General features: G+C 70.9%; 15 protein-coding genes. 7 read left to right on the top strand and 8 right to left on the bottom strand.

Annotation, left to right across the window (positions count from 1 at the left end; genetic code table 11):
* Window positions 1-43: 43 nt before the first annotated feature.
* Window positions 44-1,363, top strand: a complete 1,320-nt coding sequence (locus ACWEVP_RS33010; protein WP_452066470.1) for an MFS transporter — start codon at window positions 44-46, stop codon at window positions 1,361-1,363.
* On the opposite strand, the gene ACWEVP_RS33005 is transcribed toward ACWEVP_RS33010, so the two are convergent.
* From ACWEVP_RS33005 to ACWEVP_RS32995, 3 genes are all read right to left on the bottom strand, one after another.
* On the bottom strand, window positions 1,325-1,897 hold the full coding sequence (locus ACWEVP_RS33005; protein WP_452066469.1) for an FHA domain-containing protein: 573 nt from the start codon (window positions 1,895-1,897) through the stop codon (window positions 1,325-1,327). The two genes, ACWEVP_RS33010 and ACWEVP_RS33005, sit on opposite strands and share 39 nt — an antisense overlap.
* 76 nt (window positions 1,898-1,973) lie before the next feature.
* Window positions 1,974-4,073 carry a (Fe-S)-binding protein gene (locus tag ACWEVP_RS33000; RefSeq protein WP_452066468.1) on the bottom strand — a complete coding sequence of 700 codons (2,100 nt, stop codon included), beginning with the start codon at window positions 4,071-4,073 and terminating at the stop codon, window positions 1,974-1,976.
* A 31-nt stretch (window positions 4,074-4,104) separates the two neighbouring features.
* A complete protein-coding gene (locus tag ACWEVP_RS32995; protein WP_400874874.1) occupies window positions 4,105-4,524 on the bottom strand; it encodes a hypothetical protein in 420 nt (139 codons plus the stop codon).
* Window positions 4,525-4,744: 220 nt separating this feature from the next.
* Between ACWEVP_RS32995 and ACWEVP_RS32990 the strand changes: the two genes are divergently transcribed.
* On the top strand, window positions 4,745-5,407 hold the full coding sequence (locus ACWEVP_RS32990) for a nitroreductase family protein (protein WP_452066467.1): 663 nt from the start codon (window positions 4,745-4,747) through the stop codon (window positions 5,405-5,407).
* Window positions 5,408-5,411: 4 nt separating this feature from the next.
* Here ACWEVP_RS32990 and ACWEVP_RS32985 read toward each other — a convergent pair whose 3' ends face one another.
* The 3 genes from ACWEVP_RS32985 to ACWEVP_RS32975 all read right to left on the bottom strand — a co-directional run bounded on the left by ACWEVP_RS32985 (window position 5,412) and on the right by ACWEVP_RS32975 (window position 10,080).
* Window positions 5,412-7,511 (bottom strand): putative bifunctional diguanylate cyclase/phosphodiesterase, encoded by a 2,100-nt coding sequence (locus tag ACWEVP_RS32985; protein WP_452066466.1) that lies wholly within the window; start codon window positions 7,509-7,511, stop codon window positions 5,412-5,414.
* 87 nt (window positions 7,512-7,598) lie between these two features.
* Window positions 7,599-8,690: an alpha/beta hydrolase gene (locus ACWEVP_RS32980; protein WP_452066465.1), complete on the bottom strand. Its 1,092-nt coding sequence runs from the start codon at window positions 8,688-8,690 to the stop codon at window positions 7,599-7,601.
* Window positions 8,691-8,757: 67 nt separating this feature from the next.
* Window positions 8,758-10,080 carry a cytochrome P450 gene (locus ACWEVP_RS32975; RefSeq protein ID WP_452066464.1) on the bottom strand — a complete coding sequence of 441 codons (1,323 nt, stop codon included), beginning with the start codon at window positions 10,078-10,080 and terminating at the stop codon, window positions 8,758-8,760.
* A 122-nt stretch (window positions 10,081-10,202) separates the two neighbouring features.
* Between ACWEVP_RS32975 and ACWEVP_RS32970 the strand changes: the two genes are divergently transcribed.
* A complete protein-coding gene (locus ACWEVP_RS32970) occupies window positions 10,203-11,018 on the top strand; it encodes an SAM-dependent methyltransferase (protein WP_452066570.1) in 816 nt (271 codons plus the stop codon).
* Here ACWEVP_RS32970 and ACWEVP_RS32965 read toward each other — a convergent pair whose 3' ends face one another.
* Complete coding sequence (locus ACWEVP_RS32965) at window positions 11,019-11,555, bottom strand: HNH endonuclease (protein WP_452066463.1); 537 nt, start codon at window positions 11,553-11,555, stop codon at window positions 11,019-11,021.
* 190 nt (window positions 11,556-11,745) lie between these two features.
* A complete protein-coding gene (locus ACWEVP_RS32960) occupies window positions 11,746-14,664 on the bottom strand; it encodes a glycoside hydrolase family 3 C-terminal domain-containing protein (protein ID WP_452066462.1) in 2,919 nt (972 codons plus the stop codon).
* Window positions 14,665-15,011: 347 nt separating this feature from the next.
* Between ACWEVP_RS32960 and ACWEVP_RS32955 the strand changes: the two genes are divergently transcribed.
* The 4 genes from ACWEVP_RS32955 to ACWEVP_RS32940 are packed head-to-tail and all read left to right on the top strand — an operon-like array spanning window position 15,012 to window position 19,033.
* Window positions 15,012-16,019: a LacI family DNA-binding transcriptional regulator gene (locus tag ACWEVP_RS32955; protein ID WP_452066461.1), complete on the top strand. Its 1,008-nt coding sequence runs from the start codon at window positions 15,012-15,014 to the stop codon at window positions 16,017-16,019.
* A gap of 34 nt (window positions 16,020-16,053) precedes the next feature.
* Window positions 16,054-17,283, top strand: a complete 1,230-nt coding sequence (locus tag ACWEVP_RS32950; protein WP_452066460.1) for a sugar ABC transporter substrate-binding protein — start codon at window positions 16,054-16,056, stop codon at window positions 17,281-17,283.
* Window positions 17,284-17,285: 2 nt separating this feature from the next.
* Window positions 17,286-18,221 (top strand): carbohydrate ABC transporter permease, encoded by a 936-nt coding sequence (locus ACWEVP_RS32945; protein WP_452066569.1) that lies wholly within the window; start codon window positions 17,286-17,288, stop codon window positions 18,219-18,221.
* Window positions 18,218-19,033, top strand: a complete 816-nt coding sequence (locus ACWEVP_RS32940; RefSeq protein ID WP_452066459.1) for a carbohydrate ABC transporter permease — start codon at window positions 18,218-18,220, stop codon at window positions 19,031-19,033. Before ACWEVP_RS32945 ends, ACWEVP_RS32940 begins: the two co-directional genes overlap by 4 nt.
* Window positions 19,034-19,035 lie beyond the last annotated feature (2 nt).

Below are 19,035 nucleotides of genomic sequence, written 5' to 3'. Positions count from 1 at the left end.
CCGACTCTGAGCAACGAAGCACGGACGTCAGGAGCTCATCCCCGTGACCGGATCGATGCCCCGCAAGGCGGCGCTGGCCGCCTGGATCGGCAGCGCGCTCGAGTACTACGACTTCTTCATCTACGGGACCGCCGCCGCGCTGGTGTTCAACAAGGTCTTCTTCCCCGCCTCCTCCCCCGCGACCGGCACGCTGCTGGCCCTGGCCACCTTCGGGGTCGGCTACCTCGCCCGGCCGGTCGGGGCGTTCGTCCTCGGCCACGTCGGCGACCGCTTCGGCCGCAAGCGGGTCCTGGTGTTCACGCTGCTGCTGATGGGCGTGGCGACGTTCGCGGTCGGCTGCCTGCCGACGTACGGGACGGCGGGCGTGCTCGCCCCGGTCCTGCTGGTCGTTCTCCGCCTGCTGCAGGGACTTTCCGCCTCGGGCGAGCAGGCGGGCGCGAACTCGATGTCGCTCGAGCACGCCCCGGAACGCCGGCGCGCGTACTTCACCAGCTTCACGCTGAGCGGCACGCAGGCCGGCCAGATCCTGGCGACGGCGATCTTCCTGCCGGTCGCGGCGCTGCCGGCGGACCAGCTGCTGACGTGGGGCTGGCGGGTGCCGTTCTGGTGCAGCGCGGCGGTCGTGGTGGTCGGGTTCGTCATCCGCCGCAAGCTCGACGAGACACCGGTGTTCGAACGCACCGAGGTCGCGAAGCTGCCGGTGGCGGTGCTGTTCCGCCACCACTGGGCGGACGTGCTGCGCGTGGTCGTCGCGGCGACGATCGCGTCGGTGAGCACGATCTTCACGGTGTACGCGCTGAGCTACGCGGTCAACACGATCGGCCTGGCCCGGACGCCGATGCTGTGGGTCGGCGTGCTCGCGAACATCGTGGCGCTGGCGGCGATCCCGCTGCTGGCCGGCTTGGCCGACCGGGTCGGGCGCAAACCGGTGTTCATCACCGGGTGCCTGCTGTGCGGGGTGCTGATCTTCCCGTACCTGTGGTCGATTTCGATCGGCTCGTACGCGCTGCTGTTCGTGCTGGGCATCGTGCTGTTCGGCGTGGCGTACTCGGGCGTCAACGGGGTGTGGCCGTCGCTGTACGGCGAGATGTTCACGGCCCGGGTTCGCCTGTCGGGCATGGCGATCGGCACCCAGATCGGCTTCGCGGTGGCGGGCTTCGCCCCGAGCGTGGTGGCGGCGATCGGCTCGGCGAAGGAGGACTGGCTGGGCGTGGCGATCTTCACGGCGGCGGTCTGCGTGGTCGCGGCGGCAGCCGCGGCGACGGCGCGGGAGACGTACCGGGTGCCCACGGCGGAGTTGGGCAGCCGGGTCCCGGCGACGCCGTCACCGTCCACTGTGGCTGCGTCCACTGTGGATGGATGAGGGCCGGCGCGGGCGCGTCTTCCGCCGGCGCGCCCGCGCCACTCCGAGCGCCGACACCAGCAGTCCGGCGGCCAGCAGGCCGAGGCCGAGCTCGGGCCCGGCGTCGAAGTGCCGCAGCACCCGCGCGGCCCCGATCCCGAACCCGGCGACGAAGAGGACCGGCCCCGCGACGAGCGCGACCGTGCCGGTCCGGGCGGCGGGGACGGTGGCGAACACCGGCTCGTCGCCGCCCGCGCGCAGGTCCGAGTAGACGGTGGTGATCGGCCCGAAGGACACCCGGTCACCGTCCCGCAGCAGCCGCGCCTGCCCCGGCGCGAGGGGCTCACCGTTGACGAGGGTGCCGGCGCGGGAACCGGCGTCGGACACCCAGGTACCGCGAGCGTCGCGCCGGAGCCAGGCGTGCCGCGGGCTCACCCGGTCCGAGTAGAGCTTCAGGTCCGCCTCGCGGGCACGCCCGACGAGCCACGAGCCGCGCCGCACGTCCAGCCGCGTCACGGCACCGTCGACCGTCTCGATCGTCGCTCGCTGTTCCATCGCCCCTCCCACCACGTCCCGGCTCGGAACAGAGCCGGGCCGTGGCGGGAAAATAGGTGGCGAACGGGTGAACTCGTCAGGGCTTCGGTGCCGCCTCCGGGGTCTTCACCCGTTCCAGCAGCAGCTGCGCCACATCGCGGACGTCGACGTTCTCCGCCTTCTGCTCGCTCTGCCGCTGTACCAGCCCGTCCGTCAACATCACCCGGCAGAACGGGCAGCCCGTGACGATGGTCGAAGCCTCGGTCGCGATGGCCTCGTCCACGCGCTCCAGGTTGATGCGCTTGCCGATCTGTTCCTCCATCCACATGCGCGCACCACCCGCGCCGCAGCAGAGGGCCCGGTCCGCGTGGCGGGGCATCTCCTCCAGCGTTGCCCCCGTCGCACCTACCAGCTCGCGTGGTGGTGTGTAGACCTTGTTGTGGCGGCCCAGGTAGCACGGGTCGTGGTACGTCACGCGCGGCCCCTCGTCCACCGGTGCCACCGGGGTCAGCACGCCGGAACGGACCAGGCGGTTGAGCAGCTGCGTGTGGTGGACCACCTCGTAGTGCCCGTCCAGGTCCGGGTACTCGCGCCCGAGCGTGTTGAGGCAGTGCGGGCACGTCGTGACGATCTTGCGCAGCCGCGGCTCGCGGCCCTCGAACACCGCGTTCAGGGTCTCCGCCGTCTGCTGGGCCATCATCTGGAACAGGAACTCGTTGCCCGCGCGCCGCGCCGGGTCGCCCGTGCAGGACTCCTCCTTGCCCAGCACCACGTACTTGACGCCGGCGATGTGCAGCAGCTCCGCCGTCGCCCGGACCGTCTTGCGGGCCTGGTCGTCGAACGCTCCCGCGCAGCCGACCCAGTAGACGTATTCCACGTCCTCCGCGAGCTCGCCGTCGAACACCGGGACGTCGAAGCCGAGGTCCTTCGTCCAGGCCAGCCGCTCGGAGTTGTTCTGGCCCCACGGGTTGCCCTTGGTCTCCAGGTTCTTGAACAGCCCGCCCAGCTCGGTCGGGAACGCCGACTCGATCATCACCTGGTAGCGGCGCATGTCGACGATGTGGTCGACGTGCTCGATGTCCACCGGGCACTGCTCGACGCACGCGCCGCACGTGGTGCACGACCACAGGACGTCGGGGTCGATGACGCCGCCGTCGGCCTCGGGGCCGACCAGCGGGCGCGCCTCTTCGTGCTCGGTGCCCGCGAGGATGTAGGGCGCCTCTTCGAACAGGTTGTCGCGCAGGTTCATGATGACGAGCTTGGGCGACAACGGCTTCCCGGTGTTCCACGCCGGGCACTGCGACTGGCAGCGGCCGCACTCGGTGCACGTGGCGAAGTCCAGCATGCCCTTCCACGTGAAGTCGCCGATCTTGCCGCGGCCGAACGTGTCGTCCTCGCCCGGGTCCTCGAAGTCGATCGGCTTGCCGCCGGACTCCATCGGCAGCAGCGGGCCGAGCGCGTCCGGCAGCCGCTTCGCCGAGACGTTGATCGGCGCGACGAAGATGTGCAGGTGCTTGGAGTAGAGCACGATCGACAGGAACACCAGCATGACGCCGATGTGCAGCAGCAGGCCGACCGTCTCGAGCACCTCGGTCGTCGAGTGCCCGAGCGGTTCCAGGAGGTTCCCGACGCCGAGCGAGACGTACGCACCGTTGTCGTACGGGAAGTTGCCGGACGCCGAGGACGCGCCGCGGAAGAAGAACATCGTCCAGACGACGTTGAAGATCATCACGAGGATCAGCCACGCGCCGCCGGTGTGCGAGCCGTAGAAGCGCGACGCGCGGTCCTTGCGCTCGGGGGCGTTCCGGATCCGGATGACCGTGAAGACGCCGAGCGAGACGGCCACCGCGACGGCGATGAAGTCCTGCAGGAAGCCCAGCACCGCCCAGTGGCCGATCCACGGGATGGCGAACTTCTCGTCGAACAGCGCGCCGTACGCCTCGAGGTACACCGAGGCGAGGATCACGAAGCCCCAGAACGTGAAGAAGTGCGCCAGGCCGGGCACCGACCACTTCAGCAGCTTGCGCTGGCCGAACACCTCGCGCACCTGCGCGAAGAGCCGGGCACCGAGGTCGTCGGACCGCTTGGTGTCCGGCTGGCCGGCCTTGATCAGCCGGTACAGGAACGCCACCCGCTTGCCGGCGACGGCGAGGCCGACGACGGTCATGAGCAGGCCGAGGATGAGACGAACGAGCACGAGTCCTCCGTGACGTGCTGGACGGAACGGCTCAGTGCGAGCCGGTGTAGTACCGGCACGCCTTGCACGCGTACCGCATCTTCGCGACCCGCCAGTGTTTCCGGTACAGATCGAGGTCGGCCGACCGGCGGACGCCGAGGCGCTGGTAGCGCCCGGGACGGCGGCGGCCGGTTTCGTACTGCTCGGTCGCGCGGCCGAGGTGGGCGCGCCGCAGCACGCACCCCCGCGTCCCGCACCGGCCGAGCGCGCCGCGGCAGAACCGGTGCAGCAGCACCAGTTCCGCCCCGACTTCTTCGACCACGCCGTAGCCGGGGTGCGCGCCCGGTCCGGTGAGCCGTACCGGCAGCCCGCAGTACCCGCACTTGAGGGTGCAGGACAGGCAGCCGGCGATGTGCCTGAGCCGCAGTTCGCGCCGGTCTTCGGAGCCGGGTCCTCGGACGCGCGACGCCATAGAGCCTCCCGGAACGACTGTGATCGGCACCACTGTCTGCTACTGGAGGGTAATGACGAGATCACTTCGCGCGACAGGACCGAACGGCCTAGTTCTGTTGCGCCATTCAGCGTAAAAATCGAGGCAAGGATGACCTTACTGTCCGTATATCGGACGCTTCATCACGCGGATCGTACGTTCGGCCCTGCTGCGGGCGCGTGTCTCCCGCCACAATCCGGACATGACCTTCCACCCGGTTCCCTACCGCCCCGCCCGGCTGCCCGACGACGAAGCGCTCGCCCGGGCCGCCGCGCTGCGGCACCGGATGGAGGCGCGGCGGTCGGTCCGGATGTTCTCCCCCGACCCGGTGCCCGAACGCGCGGTGCTCGACGCGATCGCGGTGGCTTCGACGGCGCCCAGCGGGGCGCACCAGCAGCCGTGGACGTTCGTCCTCGTCACCGATCCCGAAGTCCGCCGGCGGCTTCGCGAGGCCGCCGAGGCGGAGGAACGGATCTCCTACGACGGCCGGCTCGGCGAGGCGTGGCTCGACGCGCTGCGGCCGCTGGGCACGGACGCGGTGAAGCCCCACCTGACCGACGCGCCGTACCTGATCGTCGTGTTCCAGCAGCGGTTCGCCCTCGACGGCGACGGCGGCGTCCGCAAGCACTACTACGTCGACGAGTCGGTGGGCATCGCGGTCGGCATGCTGCTGACGGCGTTGCACGTGGCCGGGCTGGCGGCGTTGACGCACACGCCGTCGCCGATGCGCTTCCTCGGCGAGCTGCTCGGCCGGCCCCGCAACGAAAAGGCGTTCGCGGTGATCCCGGTCGGCTACCCGGCCGACGACTGCGTGGTCCCGGACCTGCGGCGCAAGTCCCTCGACGAGGTGCTCGTCCGGATCTGACCCGTCAGGACGGCAGCCCGCCCGGCAAACCGGTGAACAGCGGCCCGGACAGCCGGTCCGCGCCGCGGTCGCGCCACCACCCGGCCTGTTCCTCCGTCGCGATCCCGGCCACGGCGACTTCCGCCCCGGCCAGGTGGGCCGCGTCGATCAGCGCCGTCAGCGCGTGCGCCACCAGCGGGTGTTCGCGTCGCTGCGCGATGTGCGCCGCCACCCGGACCGCCCGGGCCGGGAACTCGGTCAGGCACGTGACGTCGCCGAACTCGTGGATCTCCGCGCTCACGCCGATTTCGGCCAGCACCTTGAGGTTGTCCGCCGCGTCCCCGGTGGCCGCCGACAGCGACGCCATCGGGAAACCCGGCCGCAGCCGGTCCGGCTCGAGGCCGGTGGACTCCAGCACCCCGCGGATCTCGCCGACCAGCTCGGGGTCGGCGGCCTGGTGCGTGGCCAGCTCGACGGTGAGCGGCACGGTGACGCGGGCGGCCACGACGCGCTCGGCCGCCGTCTTCAGCAGCCAGGTGCTCAGCGGCAGCGCCAAGCCCGTCTCCCCCGCCAGGCGCACGCACGTCTCGTGCGGCAGGACGCCTTCGGCCGGGTGGTTCCACCGCAGCCGCGCCTCGACCCCCCGCACCGCGCCGTCCCGCGCGTCCACCAGCGGGCGGTAGCCGACCTCGATCTCGCCGTTCTCCCAGGCGCCCGCCAGCGCCGCGGCGAGGCCGAAGTCGTGGCGGTCGCGGCGGTCCAGCTCGCGGTCGAACAGGCCCCACTGGTTGCCGGTCCGCTGGACGCGGCGCAGCGTCAGGTCCGACGCGCGCAGCAGCTCGGCCGGCGTGACGTCCCGCGGCGGCCGGTGGACGACGCCGATGCTGGCCGAGACCGCGACCCCGCGGTGCCCGTCCACGTACTCCGGCTCCGCGAGCTCGTGGGTGATCTTCCGGACGAGCGTCACCACGCCCGGCGTCTCGGCCGCGTTCTGCACCAGCACGCCGAACTCGTCGCCGCCGAGGCGCGCCACGAGGGCCTTCTCGCCCTCGAACACCGCCTTGAGCTTCGCCGCGACGCCGCGCAGGACCCGGTCGCCCAGGTCCTGGCCGAGCCCGCCGGTGATGTGCGAGAAGCCGTCGAGGTCGAGGTGGAACAGCGTGACGCCGCGGGACGCGTCGGCGTCGCGCAGCAGGGTTTCCAGGCGGGTGCTGAAGAACTGGCGGTTCGGCAGCCCGGTCAGCACGTCGTGCAGGGCCTGGTGGGACAGCCGCCGCTGCAGCAGCGACACCTCGGTGTCGTCGTCGACGATCGTGATCAGCTGCCGGGGCGCGCCGAGCGCGTCGCGCACGACGGACGCGGCGAAGGTCGCCCACATCGGCTCGCCGTCGCGGCCGACGAGCCGGCGTCCGACGCGCAGCCGGTGCAGCCGGCCGGCGACCAGTTCGCCGTAGGACTCCCGCAGCTGCTCGACCTCGTCGGGGTGCACGAGGTCGAAGAGCGTCATCGACGCGATCTCGGCCGGGGTGCGGTTGAGGGTCTTGGCGAGCGCCGCGTTGGCGCGCAGCACCCGGCCGTCCAGCTCGGTGAGCGCGACGCCACTGGCGGAGCCGGCGAACACCTCTTCGAACTGCGCGCGCGTGATGACCTGCTTCTGCCGCGTCTCCTGCTCGACCTTGAGCAGCGCCCGGCTGAGGCCTTCCTGGCGCTTCTGGATGTCTTCGCGCAGCATCTCGCCGTAGCCCGAGCTGAGCGCGCCGAGCACGAGCACCACCCGCTCGGCCAGCCCGTCGACCTGCCGCAGTTCCGGTTCGCGCAGCAGCGCCTTGCCGAGCACCTCGAGGGTGCGGCGCAGGCTGTCGGCGCCCACGCAGCGCAGCTCGACGAGCCGCCCGCCCGCGGCGGCGGCCGCGTCGAGGTCCGCGGGCTCGCTCGCGACCGCTTCGAACAGCTTGCCGAGCAGCACCGCCAGCTCGCGTTCGATCTCCTCGGGCGTGTGCGGCAGGTACGCCGTGGTGGAGATCAGGTAGCCCCATTTGCGCGCGAGCGTGCCGAGCCGTCTCGCCGCGCGTTCGGCGGACGGCCTCTTCCGTGGGTGGTCACCGCGGGGATGAGGAGCAGTCACCTCGGCCTGTCCTGGGTTTCACTCACGCTTCGGTCGGGTAGCCGATATATCTTGGCGCGAAATTGTGTCCGCCGCACGAAACAGCATTCATCCAATCGAGTGATAACCCTGCGGAGCGATCGCCAGGCGATCGCGCAACCACGACCGGGTGGCGTCGCGGTACTCGGCGGCGTTTTCGTGCAACGCAACGGAATGCCCGGCACCCGGGAGGACGTACATCGACAGCTTCGACGGGTCGGCGTAATACGGCGCCTCCTGCGCGCGCAGCACGTCCGCGTCCGAACAGTCACGCAGGGCGAGCACCCCGCAGAAAAGGACGTCCTTTTCCCCCACCACCTGGAAAACCGGTACGGTAATTCCCTTCGTCGCCGGGAGCACGATCCCGAACAACGCGACCGTGCCCATCCCGGGCACCGAAACCTGGTCCTTCGTCGCCTCGTCGGCGGCGATCACGGCCGGGTCGGAATCGCCGGCCGCGTAGAACAACCCGGCCCGCGCGCCCGGTTTCGTCGTGAAGTACAGCGGGTCGCTGCCCAGCGAGCCGAGCTGCCCGTCGAGCAGCGCCGGCTGCAGGCCGAGCGCCGCGCCGAGCACCAGCACCGGCAGGGCGGGCAGGTGGGTGATGCCGGTGAGGACCACGCCGTCGACGTCGTGGTAGGTCGACGCCTCGACCGCGACCACGCCGGACCCGACCGAGTGCCCGACGATGACGACCTTCGCGAACGGCACGCCGCCCACCCGGCCGGCGCGCAGGTGCCCGACCACCTCGTGCATCGACTCGGCCGCCGCCCAGACCGACAGCGGCAGGCTGAGCGGGTGGCTGCTGCCGCCGGCCCCGAGCTGGTCGGCGGCGAACGTCGCGTAGCCGTGTGCGGCCATGTCGCGCTGGTAGGAGTAGCGCTCGGGCTCGTACGGCAGGTCCCAGTACGCACTGTTGTACGTCCCGCCGTGCACGAGCAGCTGGACGGTGTCCGGGGCGTCGCCCGTCGGCAGGCACAGCCGGCCGTGCACCGTCGCCGGCGCACCCGGGACCAGCGGCGGCAGGCCGGGGCCGCTCACCGGCAGGTCCGTGTCGGTGCAGGAAATGGCGGCGGCCTCGGCCGGCATCGCGGCGGTCAGTGAGGCGAGCAGAACACCACAGGCGAACAAGGCCGACGTCACCTTGACGGGCAGCTTCACGCTGTTCTCCCTCTCGGACAGGTGAAGGAACTCCGGAACACTACACCTGGTAGCCGAACGGGCACCGTCAGGTCCCGCGCGGTACCACCGTCATCGGCAGGCGGTTCGGCTGCATGGTCGCCTTGAGCTGGGCGCGGACCTTCTTGCCCGGCACCGGGACCAGCCGCCAGCGCGCACCGATCGTGGCGGCGACGATGCCGATCTCCGTCGGCGCGAACACGTGGCCCGGGCACAGCCGCGCGCCGGCGCCGAACGGGATGTACGCCCCCTTCGGCAGTTCCGCGGTCTCGCCGGGTGTCCAGCGGTCCGGGTCGAAGCGGTCCGGGTCCGGGAACCAGCGCGGATCCCGGTGCAGCGTGTGCTGGCTGACCGCGACTTCGCCGCCGGCGGGAATGGTGACCCCGCCCAGTTCGACGTCCTCGCGGGCGCGGCGCATCAGGATGAGCGGCGGCGTGCGGCGGACGATCTCGTTGACGATCTGGTGGGTGTACACCAGATCCGGCAGGTCCTCGAAGCGCGCGGGCCGGCCGCCCAGGACCTCGTCGACCTCCGCGTGGAAGCGGCGCTCCACCTCCGGGTGCTGCCCGAGCTCGTGGAAGAACCAGGCCAGCGCGACGGCGGTCGTCTCGGCGCCGGTGGTGAGGATGGTGATGACCTCGTCGTGCACCTGCCGGTCGGACATGCCTTCGCCGGTGTCCTCGTCGCGGGCCAGCAGCAGCATCGACAGCAGGTCGCCGTGGTCGGCTCCCTCCTTCCGGGCGGTGATCACGGTTTCACCGATCACTTCGCGCAGCCGCGCGGCCGCGGCGTCGAACTGGCGGTTCGCCGGGATCGGCAGTTTCTCCACGAATTTCGGAGAGAACGCCCGGATCAGCACGTATTTCAGCATGATCGGGATCGACCGCCGGATTTCCGAGAGTGCTTCGTCGCCGAGCGCGGTGGAGAAGAGCGTCTGGCCGGCGATGGTGAGCACGAGGTCCTGCATCCGCTTGTCGAACTGGACGACCTCGCCGGGCCGCCAGGAGCTCGCCAGCTCGTCGGCGAGTTTCGTGATCGTCGTGTCGGCGTAGCCCGCGATGCGCGTCCGGCCGAACGCGGGCATCACCAGCCGCCGCTGGCGGCGGTTGAGCTCGCCGTTCGAGGTGGCCAGCCCGTCGCCGAAGAGCGGGCGCATCTTGTCGAAGACCAGGCCCTTGTCGAACTTCTCGGCGTCGGTGGCCAGCACGCGCCAGGCCAGCTCCGGGGTCGTGACCACGTGCACCGGCAGCGGGCCGAGCCGGAGTTCGACGACATCTCCGTGCGCCGGGAGGGAAGTGAAGAGCTTCAGCGGGTCGCGCAGCAGGGGCACCGTGTGCCCGAGCACCGGCCACCGGCCCGGGACGTTCGTCATGGCCTCGTCTCCTCGTGACGGCGTCACCTTAGCGGGCGACGCGGGCCGCGACGGCGGGTCCACACGAACGGATGAGGGCGCTACACTCCCCCACTCCAAGGAGCGCGAGGGTGGGAGGTCCCGTGACCGGGGAGCTGAGCTGGGTACCGCCGGAGATCGACACCACGGTGCCGAACCCGGCGCGGGTGTACGACTTCTGGCTCGACGGCGACCACAACTTCGCCGCCGACCGCGCGCTCGGGGAGCAGATCCTCAAGATCATGCCGGGCGTGCGCGACGCGGCCCGCCTCAACCGCGCGTTCCTCCGCCGGGCCGCGAAGTTCATGGTCGGCAACGGCGTCCGGCAGTTCCTCGACATCGGCTCCGGCATCCCGACCGTCGGCAACCTGCACGAGATCGTCCAGCAGGCCGACCCGTCGTGCCGCGTGGTGTACGTCGACCGCGAGTCCGTGGCCGTGGCGCACAGCAGGCTGCTGCTGCAGGACAACGAGCGCTGCGCCGTGCTGCAGGCCGACCTGCGCGACGCCAACGACATCTTCGACGGCGCGGCCGAACTGCTCGACCTCGACCAGCCGGTCGGCGTGTTCATGTTGCTGCTGCTGCACTTCGTGCCCGACTCGTGGGACCCGGCGGGCATCGTGGCCCGCTACCGCGACCGGCTCGCCCCGGGCAGCTTCCTGGCGGTCACGCACGTCGCGGCGGACTCCGAGTCGACGCGGCTCGACGAAGCGGTCGAGGTGTACAAGAGCAACCAGAACCAGCAGAACCAGCCGGTCCCCCGCACCCACGACGAGGTCCTCGCCTTCTTCGACGGCTTCGAGGTGGTCGACCCCGGCGTGGTCGGCTGCGCGATGTGGAAGCCCGAGGGCGCCGGCGACATGTCCGACGACCCCGCCATCAACACCCTGCCCTACGCCGGGGTCGGCCGGAAACCCTGATCACCGGCGAAGTCTCCATTCCACGAGGAGAGAGTCGTACTTCGAGATGTTGCAGGTCTTGCAGGCCGGAAGGATGTTGGCGATGGCGTGACGGCCGCCCCGAGCCAAGGGGACGACATGGTCCTTCTCCAGCTTGCCGGGACGGACGCTGCAGTAAGCACAGCGGTAACCGTACTGCCTCTGCAGCTTTTGCCACTCCGCTTCGCCGAACGGCACGAACCCCGGGTTGGTCAACATCAGGTGAGCCCGTCTGTCCGCCTGGTCACGACGTCGGTGGGGATTCTCTTTACGCCACTCACGTGCGTACTGGATGCGCAATTCGCGGTTGTCCTGGTAGTACGCTCTGGCGCGGGACCGACGATGATCGCCTTCACGCCGGTAACGGCCGGTGTTGCGGGTCTTCTCACGAGCTCGGCCTTCGGGTGTCCCTCGGTTGAGCGTATGCCAGCCCGCCATCTTGCAGGTCCGGTTGCAGTACACCGCATTGCTGCGCTTGTGCGCGATGTCGGCCCCGCAGGCAAGGCAGGTCCGCGCCATGTCGGCCGGATCGTGCCACCTCGTTGTCAGAGGGTCGCCGTGTTTCAGGAGACGTTGGTAGTGCCGTGAGCAAAGGCTTCGAGCCTTCCACGGCCGACCGCAACCACCTATGACACAGGTCCCACCCGGCACGGCTCACAGCTCCTCACGCGACCTCCTCCGCCAACCGCACCCACATCCTACGCAGGGGTCACCGCAGCGAGAACGTCGCCACGTTCACCGGTCCGTCGAAGGTGAGGTAGACGTCGTGCCGGCCGGTCGCCCCGGCCAGTGCGGCCGTCGCCGTCGTGTACGCGTACCTGTCCCCGGTGGACGGTATCGCCGCCGTGCCGAGGACCCGGCCCGTCGGCGAGTCCAGGCGGACCGCCACCCGCGCCGGCTCCACTGTGGACACCGACGCCGTGAACCGCGTGGGGCCGTTCAGCGCTACGTCGCGGTACGCCAGCCAGCTGCCCGCCACCGCCGCGACCGACGTGCCCGCGGTCTTCGCCGTGTCCGTCAACGTCGTGCCCGCGTAGTCGTCGAAGTTCTGCGCCTCCGTCGGACGGCTCAGGTCGCGGGGCTCGGCCCGCTCCCCCGGCACGAAGACCGGCTGTGCCGCCGACACCTCCGATGCGTTGCGGCCGACGGCGAAGCCGTACACGCCCTGCGCCACCACGGACCGGCCGCGTGAGACGTCCCAGGACGCCAGCGCCGCCACCGGGACGTCGAACCGGACTGTCCGCGTCTCGTGCGGGGAAAGCGTCACGCGGGAGAAGTCCCGCAACCGCTGCACCCCGGACGCCTTCGAGTACAGCTGGACGACCTCGGTCCCGGCGCGGCCGCCGGTGTTCGTCACCTCGACGCCGACCCGCACGGACGAACCGGCCCGCGACGCGTGCACCGCGCCGTACCGGAAGCTCGTGTAACCGAGCCCGTACCCGAAGGGGTACAACGGCTTTCCCCGGTAGTACTGGTAGGTCATCCCGGTCTTGGCGATGTCGTAGTCGAGGATGCCCGGCAGGCCCGCGTCGGAGGCGTACCAGGTCTGGGTGAGCCGCCCGCTCGGGTTCACGTCGCCGAACAGCACGTCCGCGACCGCGTGCCCGGTCTCCTGGCCGGCGTGGCTCGTCCAGACGAGCCCCGGCACCGGCAGGCTGTCCCAGCCGGTCGTCGGATAGCTGTTCTCCACCACGACCACCGTGTGCGGGTTCGCCTTCCGCACGGCTTCGACCAACGCCCGCTGCCCCGGCGCGAGCTCGGTGCTCGTCCGGTCGTTCGCCTCCCGGCCGTTGATGAACGGCATGCTGCCGACCACGACGACCGCCGTGTCCGCGCCCGTCGCGGCCGCGACCGCCGACGCGACACCGCTGCTGAGCACCTCGCGGCCGAACTTCGTCGCGTGCGCCGCGTCCGGCGACGCGATCGTCAGGATCCCGTCGGCGCCGACGACGGCGAAGCGGTTCGGGCCGAACCACGGCTCGGTGACCTCGTTGCCCGCGTACTCGAGCACGTAGCTGCCGTCGGGTTGCGGGTCGAGCTTGAGCTGCTGCTGCACGAACCAGCCGGCGGGCTGGTCGGCGTCGTTCACCAGCGCGCCGCCGGAGTAGCCGAGGAACTTGCCGTTCGCGGCCGCGCGCAGGGTGTTCTTGCCGGCGCCCCAGTCGTAGACGTCGAAGGACTCCGCCGTCCCCGCGCTCGTCGCGCCCGCGGTCACCTTGCCGGGTGTGGTGGGCGCGGTCAGGTAGCGGCCGGTCGCGAGGTCCTTCAACGCGATCCGGTCGACGCCTTCGGACGAGGAAACCGCGGTCCCGAGCCGTTCCGCGATGCCCTGCTTCGGCGTGACGCGGTACGGCATCGCGCCGCTGTACCAGTCTTCGTAGAGCGTGTCGGACAGCGGCCCGACGACGGCGACCTTCTTCTTCGCCGGGTCGAGCGGCAGGGCGTTCGCGTCGTTGCGCAGCAGGACGACCTGCTCGTCGGCCGCCTTGCGGGCGAGGGCCCGGTGCTCCGGGGAGCCGATGACCGCCGGCGTGATCTTCGCGTACGGGTTGCGGCCCGGCGGGTCGAACTCGCCGAGCCGGAAGCGCAGCGAGAGCAGGTGCCGGTCGGCCTTCTCGACGTCGGCCATCGTCAGCAGCCCGCGGGAGAGCGCTTCCTTGACCGCCTCGACGGTGATCGAGCCGTTGGTGTCGTTGTCGGTGAAGCTGTCGAGCCCGGCCTTGATCGCCGCCGCGTCGGCTTCGGCCTTGGTGGCGTAGTACTTCTCGGAGTCGACCAGGTTGGACGGTGCACCGGCGTCGCTGACGACGGCGATGTCCTGCGGCGCCCACTTCCGCAGCAGGCCGCCGAGATCGGGGCTGACGGTGTTCGGCCGCCCGTTGACCAGGTTGTACGACGGCATGACGGCGTTCGCCGCCCCCGCGCGCAGCGGGATCTCGAACGCCTGCTCGTCGTAGTCGTGCAGGATCTTGGGCGGCACCGAGGAGTTGCTGGTGTCGCGACGGACTTCGTTGTTGTAGGCCAGGTAGTGCTTCAACGTCGGGGCGGCCTGCAGGTAGCGCGGGTCGTCGCCCTGGATGCCGTGGCCGTACGCCGTCGCGAGCTCACCGGTGAGGTACGCGTCCTCGGAGTACCCCTCCTCGTTGCGGCCCCACCGCGGGTCGCGCAACAGGTTGACCACCGGCGCCCACAGGTTGAGGCCCCACAGCGTCGGGTTGCGCGCGTTGAAGCCGCGCGCCTCCCGCCCGACGGCCGTGCCGACCTGCTTCACCAGCGCGGGATCCCAGGTCGAGGCCAGGCCGATGGCCTGCGGGAACACCGTGCCGTCGGCCTTCACCACCGCGCCGCCGGCGTCGTAGTCGGTCGACCAGGCGACGCCGTGCAGCGCTTCGGTGCCGGTCTTGAATACCCCGATGCCCAGCCGCGGGATGGCCGGTTCGTACTGGTGCAGCAGCGAAATCTTCTCGTCCGCGGTCAGCCGGGACAGCAGGTCGCCGATCCGCGTCGCGAGGGGCAGCGCCGGGTCCCGGAACGGCGGCGGGGGCGCCGCGAGCGCGGGCGCGGGCGCCAGCAGCAGGGTGGCGGCCACCACCGGGACGAGGGCGCGGCGGAGCGGGGACTGGCGCACGGACGGCCTCCCGAATCGTCGAATCGTTTCGACAGTGCGGCGCGGAACATTCGCGTCGAAGGTGAGGATGGTGACGACTATTACAGCGGTGTGAGCGCGCGGTCAAGACTTTCTGGGTGCGCTCCCAGCCGATCCGGCCCAGCGTCAAAATCGGCCGCTGAGCTGGGCAAGAAGCCGCTATCAGCGGCGTTCGACGAATTCGACACGGAAGTGTCCGTCGAATGGGAATCGAATTCCCATGGTCGGCAAATCACTGCTTGTGTTTCGGTCTGGTGTCTTCTACCTTCGTCCCATCGTCGATGCGCTTCGACGGCCCTTCCGCCCACCCTGTCCCCAGGAGGCCGCCCGTGGTCACGATCAACGACGTCGCGACGGCGGCGGGCGTGGCACCCAGCACGGTGTCGTACGTGATCAGCGGCAAGCGCTCGATCTCGCCCAAGACCCGGCGGTTGGTCGAGGAGAGTATCCGCAAGCTCGGCTACCACCCGCACGCGGGTGCCCGGGCGCTGGCCAGCAGCAAGACGAACGTGCTCGCGCTGGTCGTGCCGCTGCGCACGGACCTCAACGTCGCCGTGGTGATGGAATTCGTCGCCTCGGCGGTCACCGCGGCCCGCGCGCACGACCACGACCTGCTGCTGCTCACGAAGGACGAAGGCCCCGCGGCACTGCAGCGGGTGGCCTCGTCGGCGATCGCCGACGCGCTGATGGTGATGGACGTCGAAGCCGCCGATCCGCGCGTGCCGATGCTCATCGCGCTCGACCTGCCGGTGGTGCTCATCGGCGTGCCCGACCACCCGGCCGGGCTGAGCTGCGTGGACCTGGACTTCACCGCCGCCGGCTCGGCGTGCGTCGCGCACCTGGCCGACCTCGGCCACCGCTCGATCGCGCTGATCGGCCCCTCCCCCGCCGTCTACCGGCGCGGCACGAGCTACGCGACGCGGTTCCTGCGCGGGTTCGACGACGCCGCGAAGAGCCGCGACGTGCGGGCGACGAACCGGCCCTGCGCCCACTCCTACGAAGCGGTGAGCGCGTGCGTCGGCGAACTGCTCGCCGCCGACCCGGATCTCACCGGCCTGGTCGTGCACAACGAGGCCGTGCTGCCGGGGCTCCTGTCGGACCTGCGCCACCGCGGCCTGCGGGTGCCCGAGGACATCTCCGTCGTCGCGGTCTGCCCGGACACCATGGCCGAGCAGCACCCGGTCGCGCTGACGACGGTCGCCATCCCGGCCGAGGAGGTCGGGGCCCAGGCCGTCGAAATGACCATGCGCCGGCTCGCCGGCCACACCACCCCGGAGGTCCGGCTGCTCGGGCCCCGGCTCACCCGGCGCGACAGCACCGCCGCGCCGCGCGCCTGACCTGGTTCTGCTCCAGCGTCGAAGGAGGATCACCGTGTCCCTACCCCGTCGCGCCCTCGTCCTGGCCGCGAGCGCCGCCGTGCTCGCCGCCTGCAGCCCCAGCCCGGCCGCCCCGCCCTCCGGGGCCGGCGAGGCACCCGCGTCGTCGATCACCGAGCTCGACTACTACGCCGACGAGCAGGGTTCGGCGGCGTGGCAGAAGATCCTCGACGCGTGCGCGGCGCAGACCGGGATCAAGATCCAGCGCCAGACCGTGCCGACCGCGCAGATGCTGCCGAAGGTGTTGCAGGGCGCGAGTTCCCGGACGCTGCCGAACCTGCTCTTCACCGACAACCCGACGCTGCAGCAGGTCGCCGCGACCGGCGCGCTGACCCCGCTGGACACCTACGGCATCACCACCGACGGCTACTACGACAGCATCGTCAAGGCCGGGACGTACCAGGGCAAGGTCTACGGCGTCGCCCCCGGCGTCAACGGCCTCGCGCTGATCTACAACAAGGACCTCCTCACCGCGGCCGGGGTCGAACCGCCGAAGACCTGGGACGAGCTGAAGGCCGCCGCGGCCAAGCTCACCAAGGACGGCAAGTACGGCCTCGCCTTCTCCGCGATCCCGTCCGAAGAGGGCACCTGGCAGTTCCTCCCCTTCTTCTGGAGCAACGGCGCCGAACTGTCGCAATTGGACTCGACGCAGTCGGTGAAAGCGCTTCGATTCGTGACGGACCTGGTGACCTCCGGGTCGGCGTCGAAGTCCGTCGTGACGTGGAACCAGAACGACGTCGCCGACCAGTTCGTCGCGGGCAACGCGGCGATGATGGTCAACGGGTCGTGGAACCTGGCCCGGCTCGACGAGCAGAAGGCGCTGCACTACGGCGTCGTCCCGATCCCGGTGCCGCAGGCGGGCGCGAAGCCGGTGGTCGCGCTCGGCGGCGAGGTGGGCACCGTGCCGGTCACCGGCGGGCCGGCCCAGCAGGCCGCCGGCAAGGTGCTCTCCTGCGTCCTCGCCGAGCCCACCATGCTCGAGTGGAGCAAGGCCCACGCCTACATCCCGTCGAAGACGGCCACCGCGGCGAAGTTCGGCGCGGAGCAGCCGGCGATGCAGGCGTTCGTCGACGAGGTCGGCAGCGCCCGCTCCCGCACCGCCGAACTCGGCGAGAAGTACCCGAAGGTCTCGCAGGCCCTGGCCGACGCGCTGCAGGCGGCGCTCACCGGCAAGCAGCCCGCCGACCAGGCGCTGAAGGCCGCCCAGCAGGCGAGCGGTTCGTGACGCTGGTCGCCCCGGCCGTCGCGGCCGGAAACCCCGGCGCCGGCCGGAAACCGCGGCGCGGCAGCCGGTTCGCCGCGTGGGCGTTCCTGCTGCCCGCGCTGGCCTACATCGTGGTGTTCTTCGGCTACCCCCTGGCCGCGAACGTCGTGATGAGCACGCAGAACTACACGGTGAAGTCCTTCTACACCGGCGAAGCGCCCTTCGTCGGCATCGGCAACTACACGGCCGTGTTCGGCAACCCGCTGTTCGGGACGGCGGTGCTCGACACGGTGCTGTTCACCGCCGGCTCACTGCTCTTCCAGTTCGGCATCGGCCTGGCGCTCGCGGTGTTCTTCACCGGCCGCTTCCTCGGCAGCACGCTGCTGCGGTCGCTGCTCCTGCTGCCGTGGCTGCTGCCGCTGGTCGTCAGCGGCGCGGTGTGGCGGTGGATGTTCGACCAGGACCACGGCGTGCTCAACGCCGCGCTGCGGTTCCTCGGGTTCGACGCGGTGCCGTGGCTGAGCAGCACGGCCTGGGCGCTGCCGGCGGTGATCCTGACCAACATCTGGATCGGCATCCCGTTCAACCTCGTGATCCTGCACGGCGGCCTGCGCGCGATCCCCGCGTCGCTCCACGAAGCCGCGGCGCTGGACGGCGCGGGCGCGTGGCAGCGGTTCCGGCACGTCACCTGGCCGCTGCTGCGGCCGGTCACCGGGATCGTGCTCATGCTCGGGCTGGTCTACACGATCAAGGTGTTCGACGTGATCATGGTCGTCACCGGCGGCGGCCCGGCCAACGCGACCCAGACGCTCACGACGTGGTCCTACCGGCTGAGCTTCGGGGACTTCGCGTTCGGGCAGGGCGCCGCGGTGGGCAACGTGCTGATCCTGGTGGCGACGGGGTTCGGGCTGCTGTACCTGCGTTCGGCGAAGGCGACCCTGACCGAGGCGGCGGCATGAAGACCTCGTCCTGGCCGCGCACGGTGTTCGGCGTCCTGATCGTCGCGGTGCTGCTGTTCCCGCTGTACTGGATGGTCAACGCCTCCTTCCAGCCCAGCGGTGCGCTGCTGCGCCCCGACCCGGCGTTCTTCCCGTCCGACGGCACGCTCGACGGCTACCGCAAGGCCTTCGCCTCACAAGGGCCGCACCTGCTCTCCAGCGTCGTCGTCGCGCTCGGCACGGTGCTCGTGTCGCTCGCGATCGCCGCGCCGGCGTCGTACGCGCTCGCACAGCTCAAGGTCCGCGGCGGGCCGGTGCTGGTGTTCGTGCTGCTCATCGTGCAGATGATCCCCGGCATCGTGATGGCCAACGCGCTCTACACCGTGTTCGGCAACCTCGGGCTGATCGACGACTACCTGGGGCTGGTGCTCGCGGACTCGACCGCGACCATCCCGTTCGCCGTGCTGCTGTTGCGGGCGTTCATGATCTCCGTGCCGAAGGAGCTCACCGAAGCGTCCCGGGTGGACGGTGCCGGGTACTGGCGGACGTTCGTGTCGATCATCCTGCCGGTCAGCCGCAACGCACTCGTCACCGCCGGGCTGTTTTCGTTCCTGTTCGCGTGGGCGGACTTCCTGTTCGCCGTCACCCTCACCACCGGCCGGTCGTTCGAGCCGATCACCGTGGGCATCTACCGGTTCGTCGGCAACCAGTCCGCCGACTGGAACGGGGTCATGGCCACCGCCGTCCTCGCCGCGGTCCCCGCGGCCGTCCTGCTCGTCGTCGCCCAGCGGTACGTCGTCGCCGGGCTGACCAGCGGCGCCGTCAAAGACTAAGG

Source organism: Amycolatopsis sp. NPDC003865, from assembly GCF_053605345.1.
This window is presented reverse-complemented; position numbering and strand designations above follow the sequence as displayed.

What these genes read in the sequence shown, in the direction of transcription:
- ACWEVP_RS32940 (WP_452066459.1), top strand. Translation starts at nt 18,218, where the DNA reads ATGAAGACCTCGTCCTGGCCGCGCACGGTGTTCGGCGTCCTGATCGTC.
- ACWEVP_RS32995 (WP_400874874.1), bottom strand. Translation starts at nt 4,524, where the DNA reads ATGGCGTCGCGCGTCCGAGGACCCGGCTCCGAAGACCGGCGCGAACTG.
- ACWEVP_RS32975 (WP_452066464.1), bottom strand. Translation starts at nt 10,080, where the DNA reads ATGACGAACGTCCCGGGCCGGTGGCCGGTGCTCGGGCACACGGTGCCC.
- ACWEVP_RS33005 (WP_452066469.1), bottom strand. Translation starts at nt 1,897, where the DNA reads ATGGAACAGCGAGCGACGATCGAGACGGTCGACGGTGCCGTGACGCGG.
- ACWEVP_RS32965 (WP_452066463.1), bottom strand. Translation starts at nt 11,555, where the DNA reads ATGGCGCGGACCTGCCTTGCCTGCGGGGCCGACATCGCGCACAAGCGC.
- ACWEVP_RS32990 (WP_452066467.1), top strand. Translation starts at nt 4,745, where the DNA reads ATGACCTTCCACCCGGTTCCCTACCGCCCCGCCCGGCTGCCCGACGAC.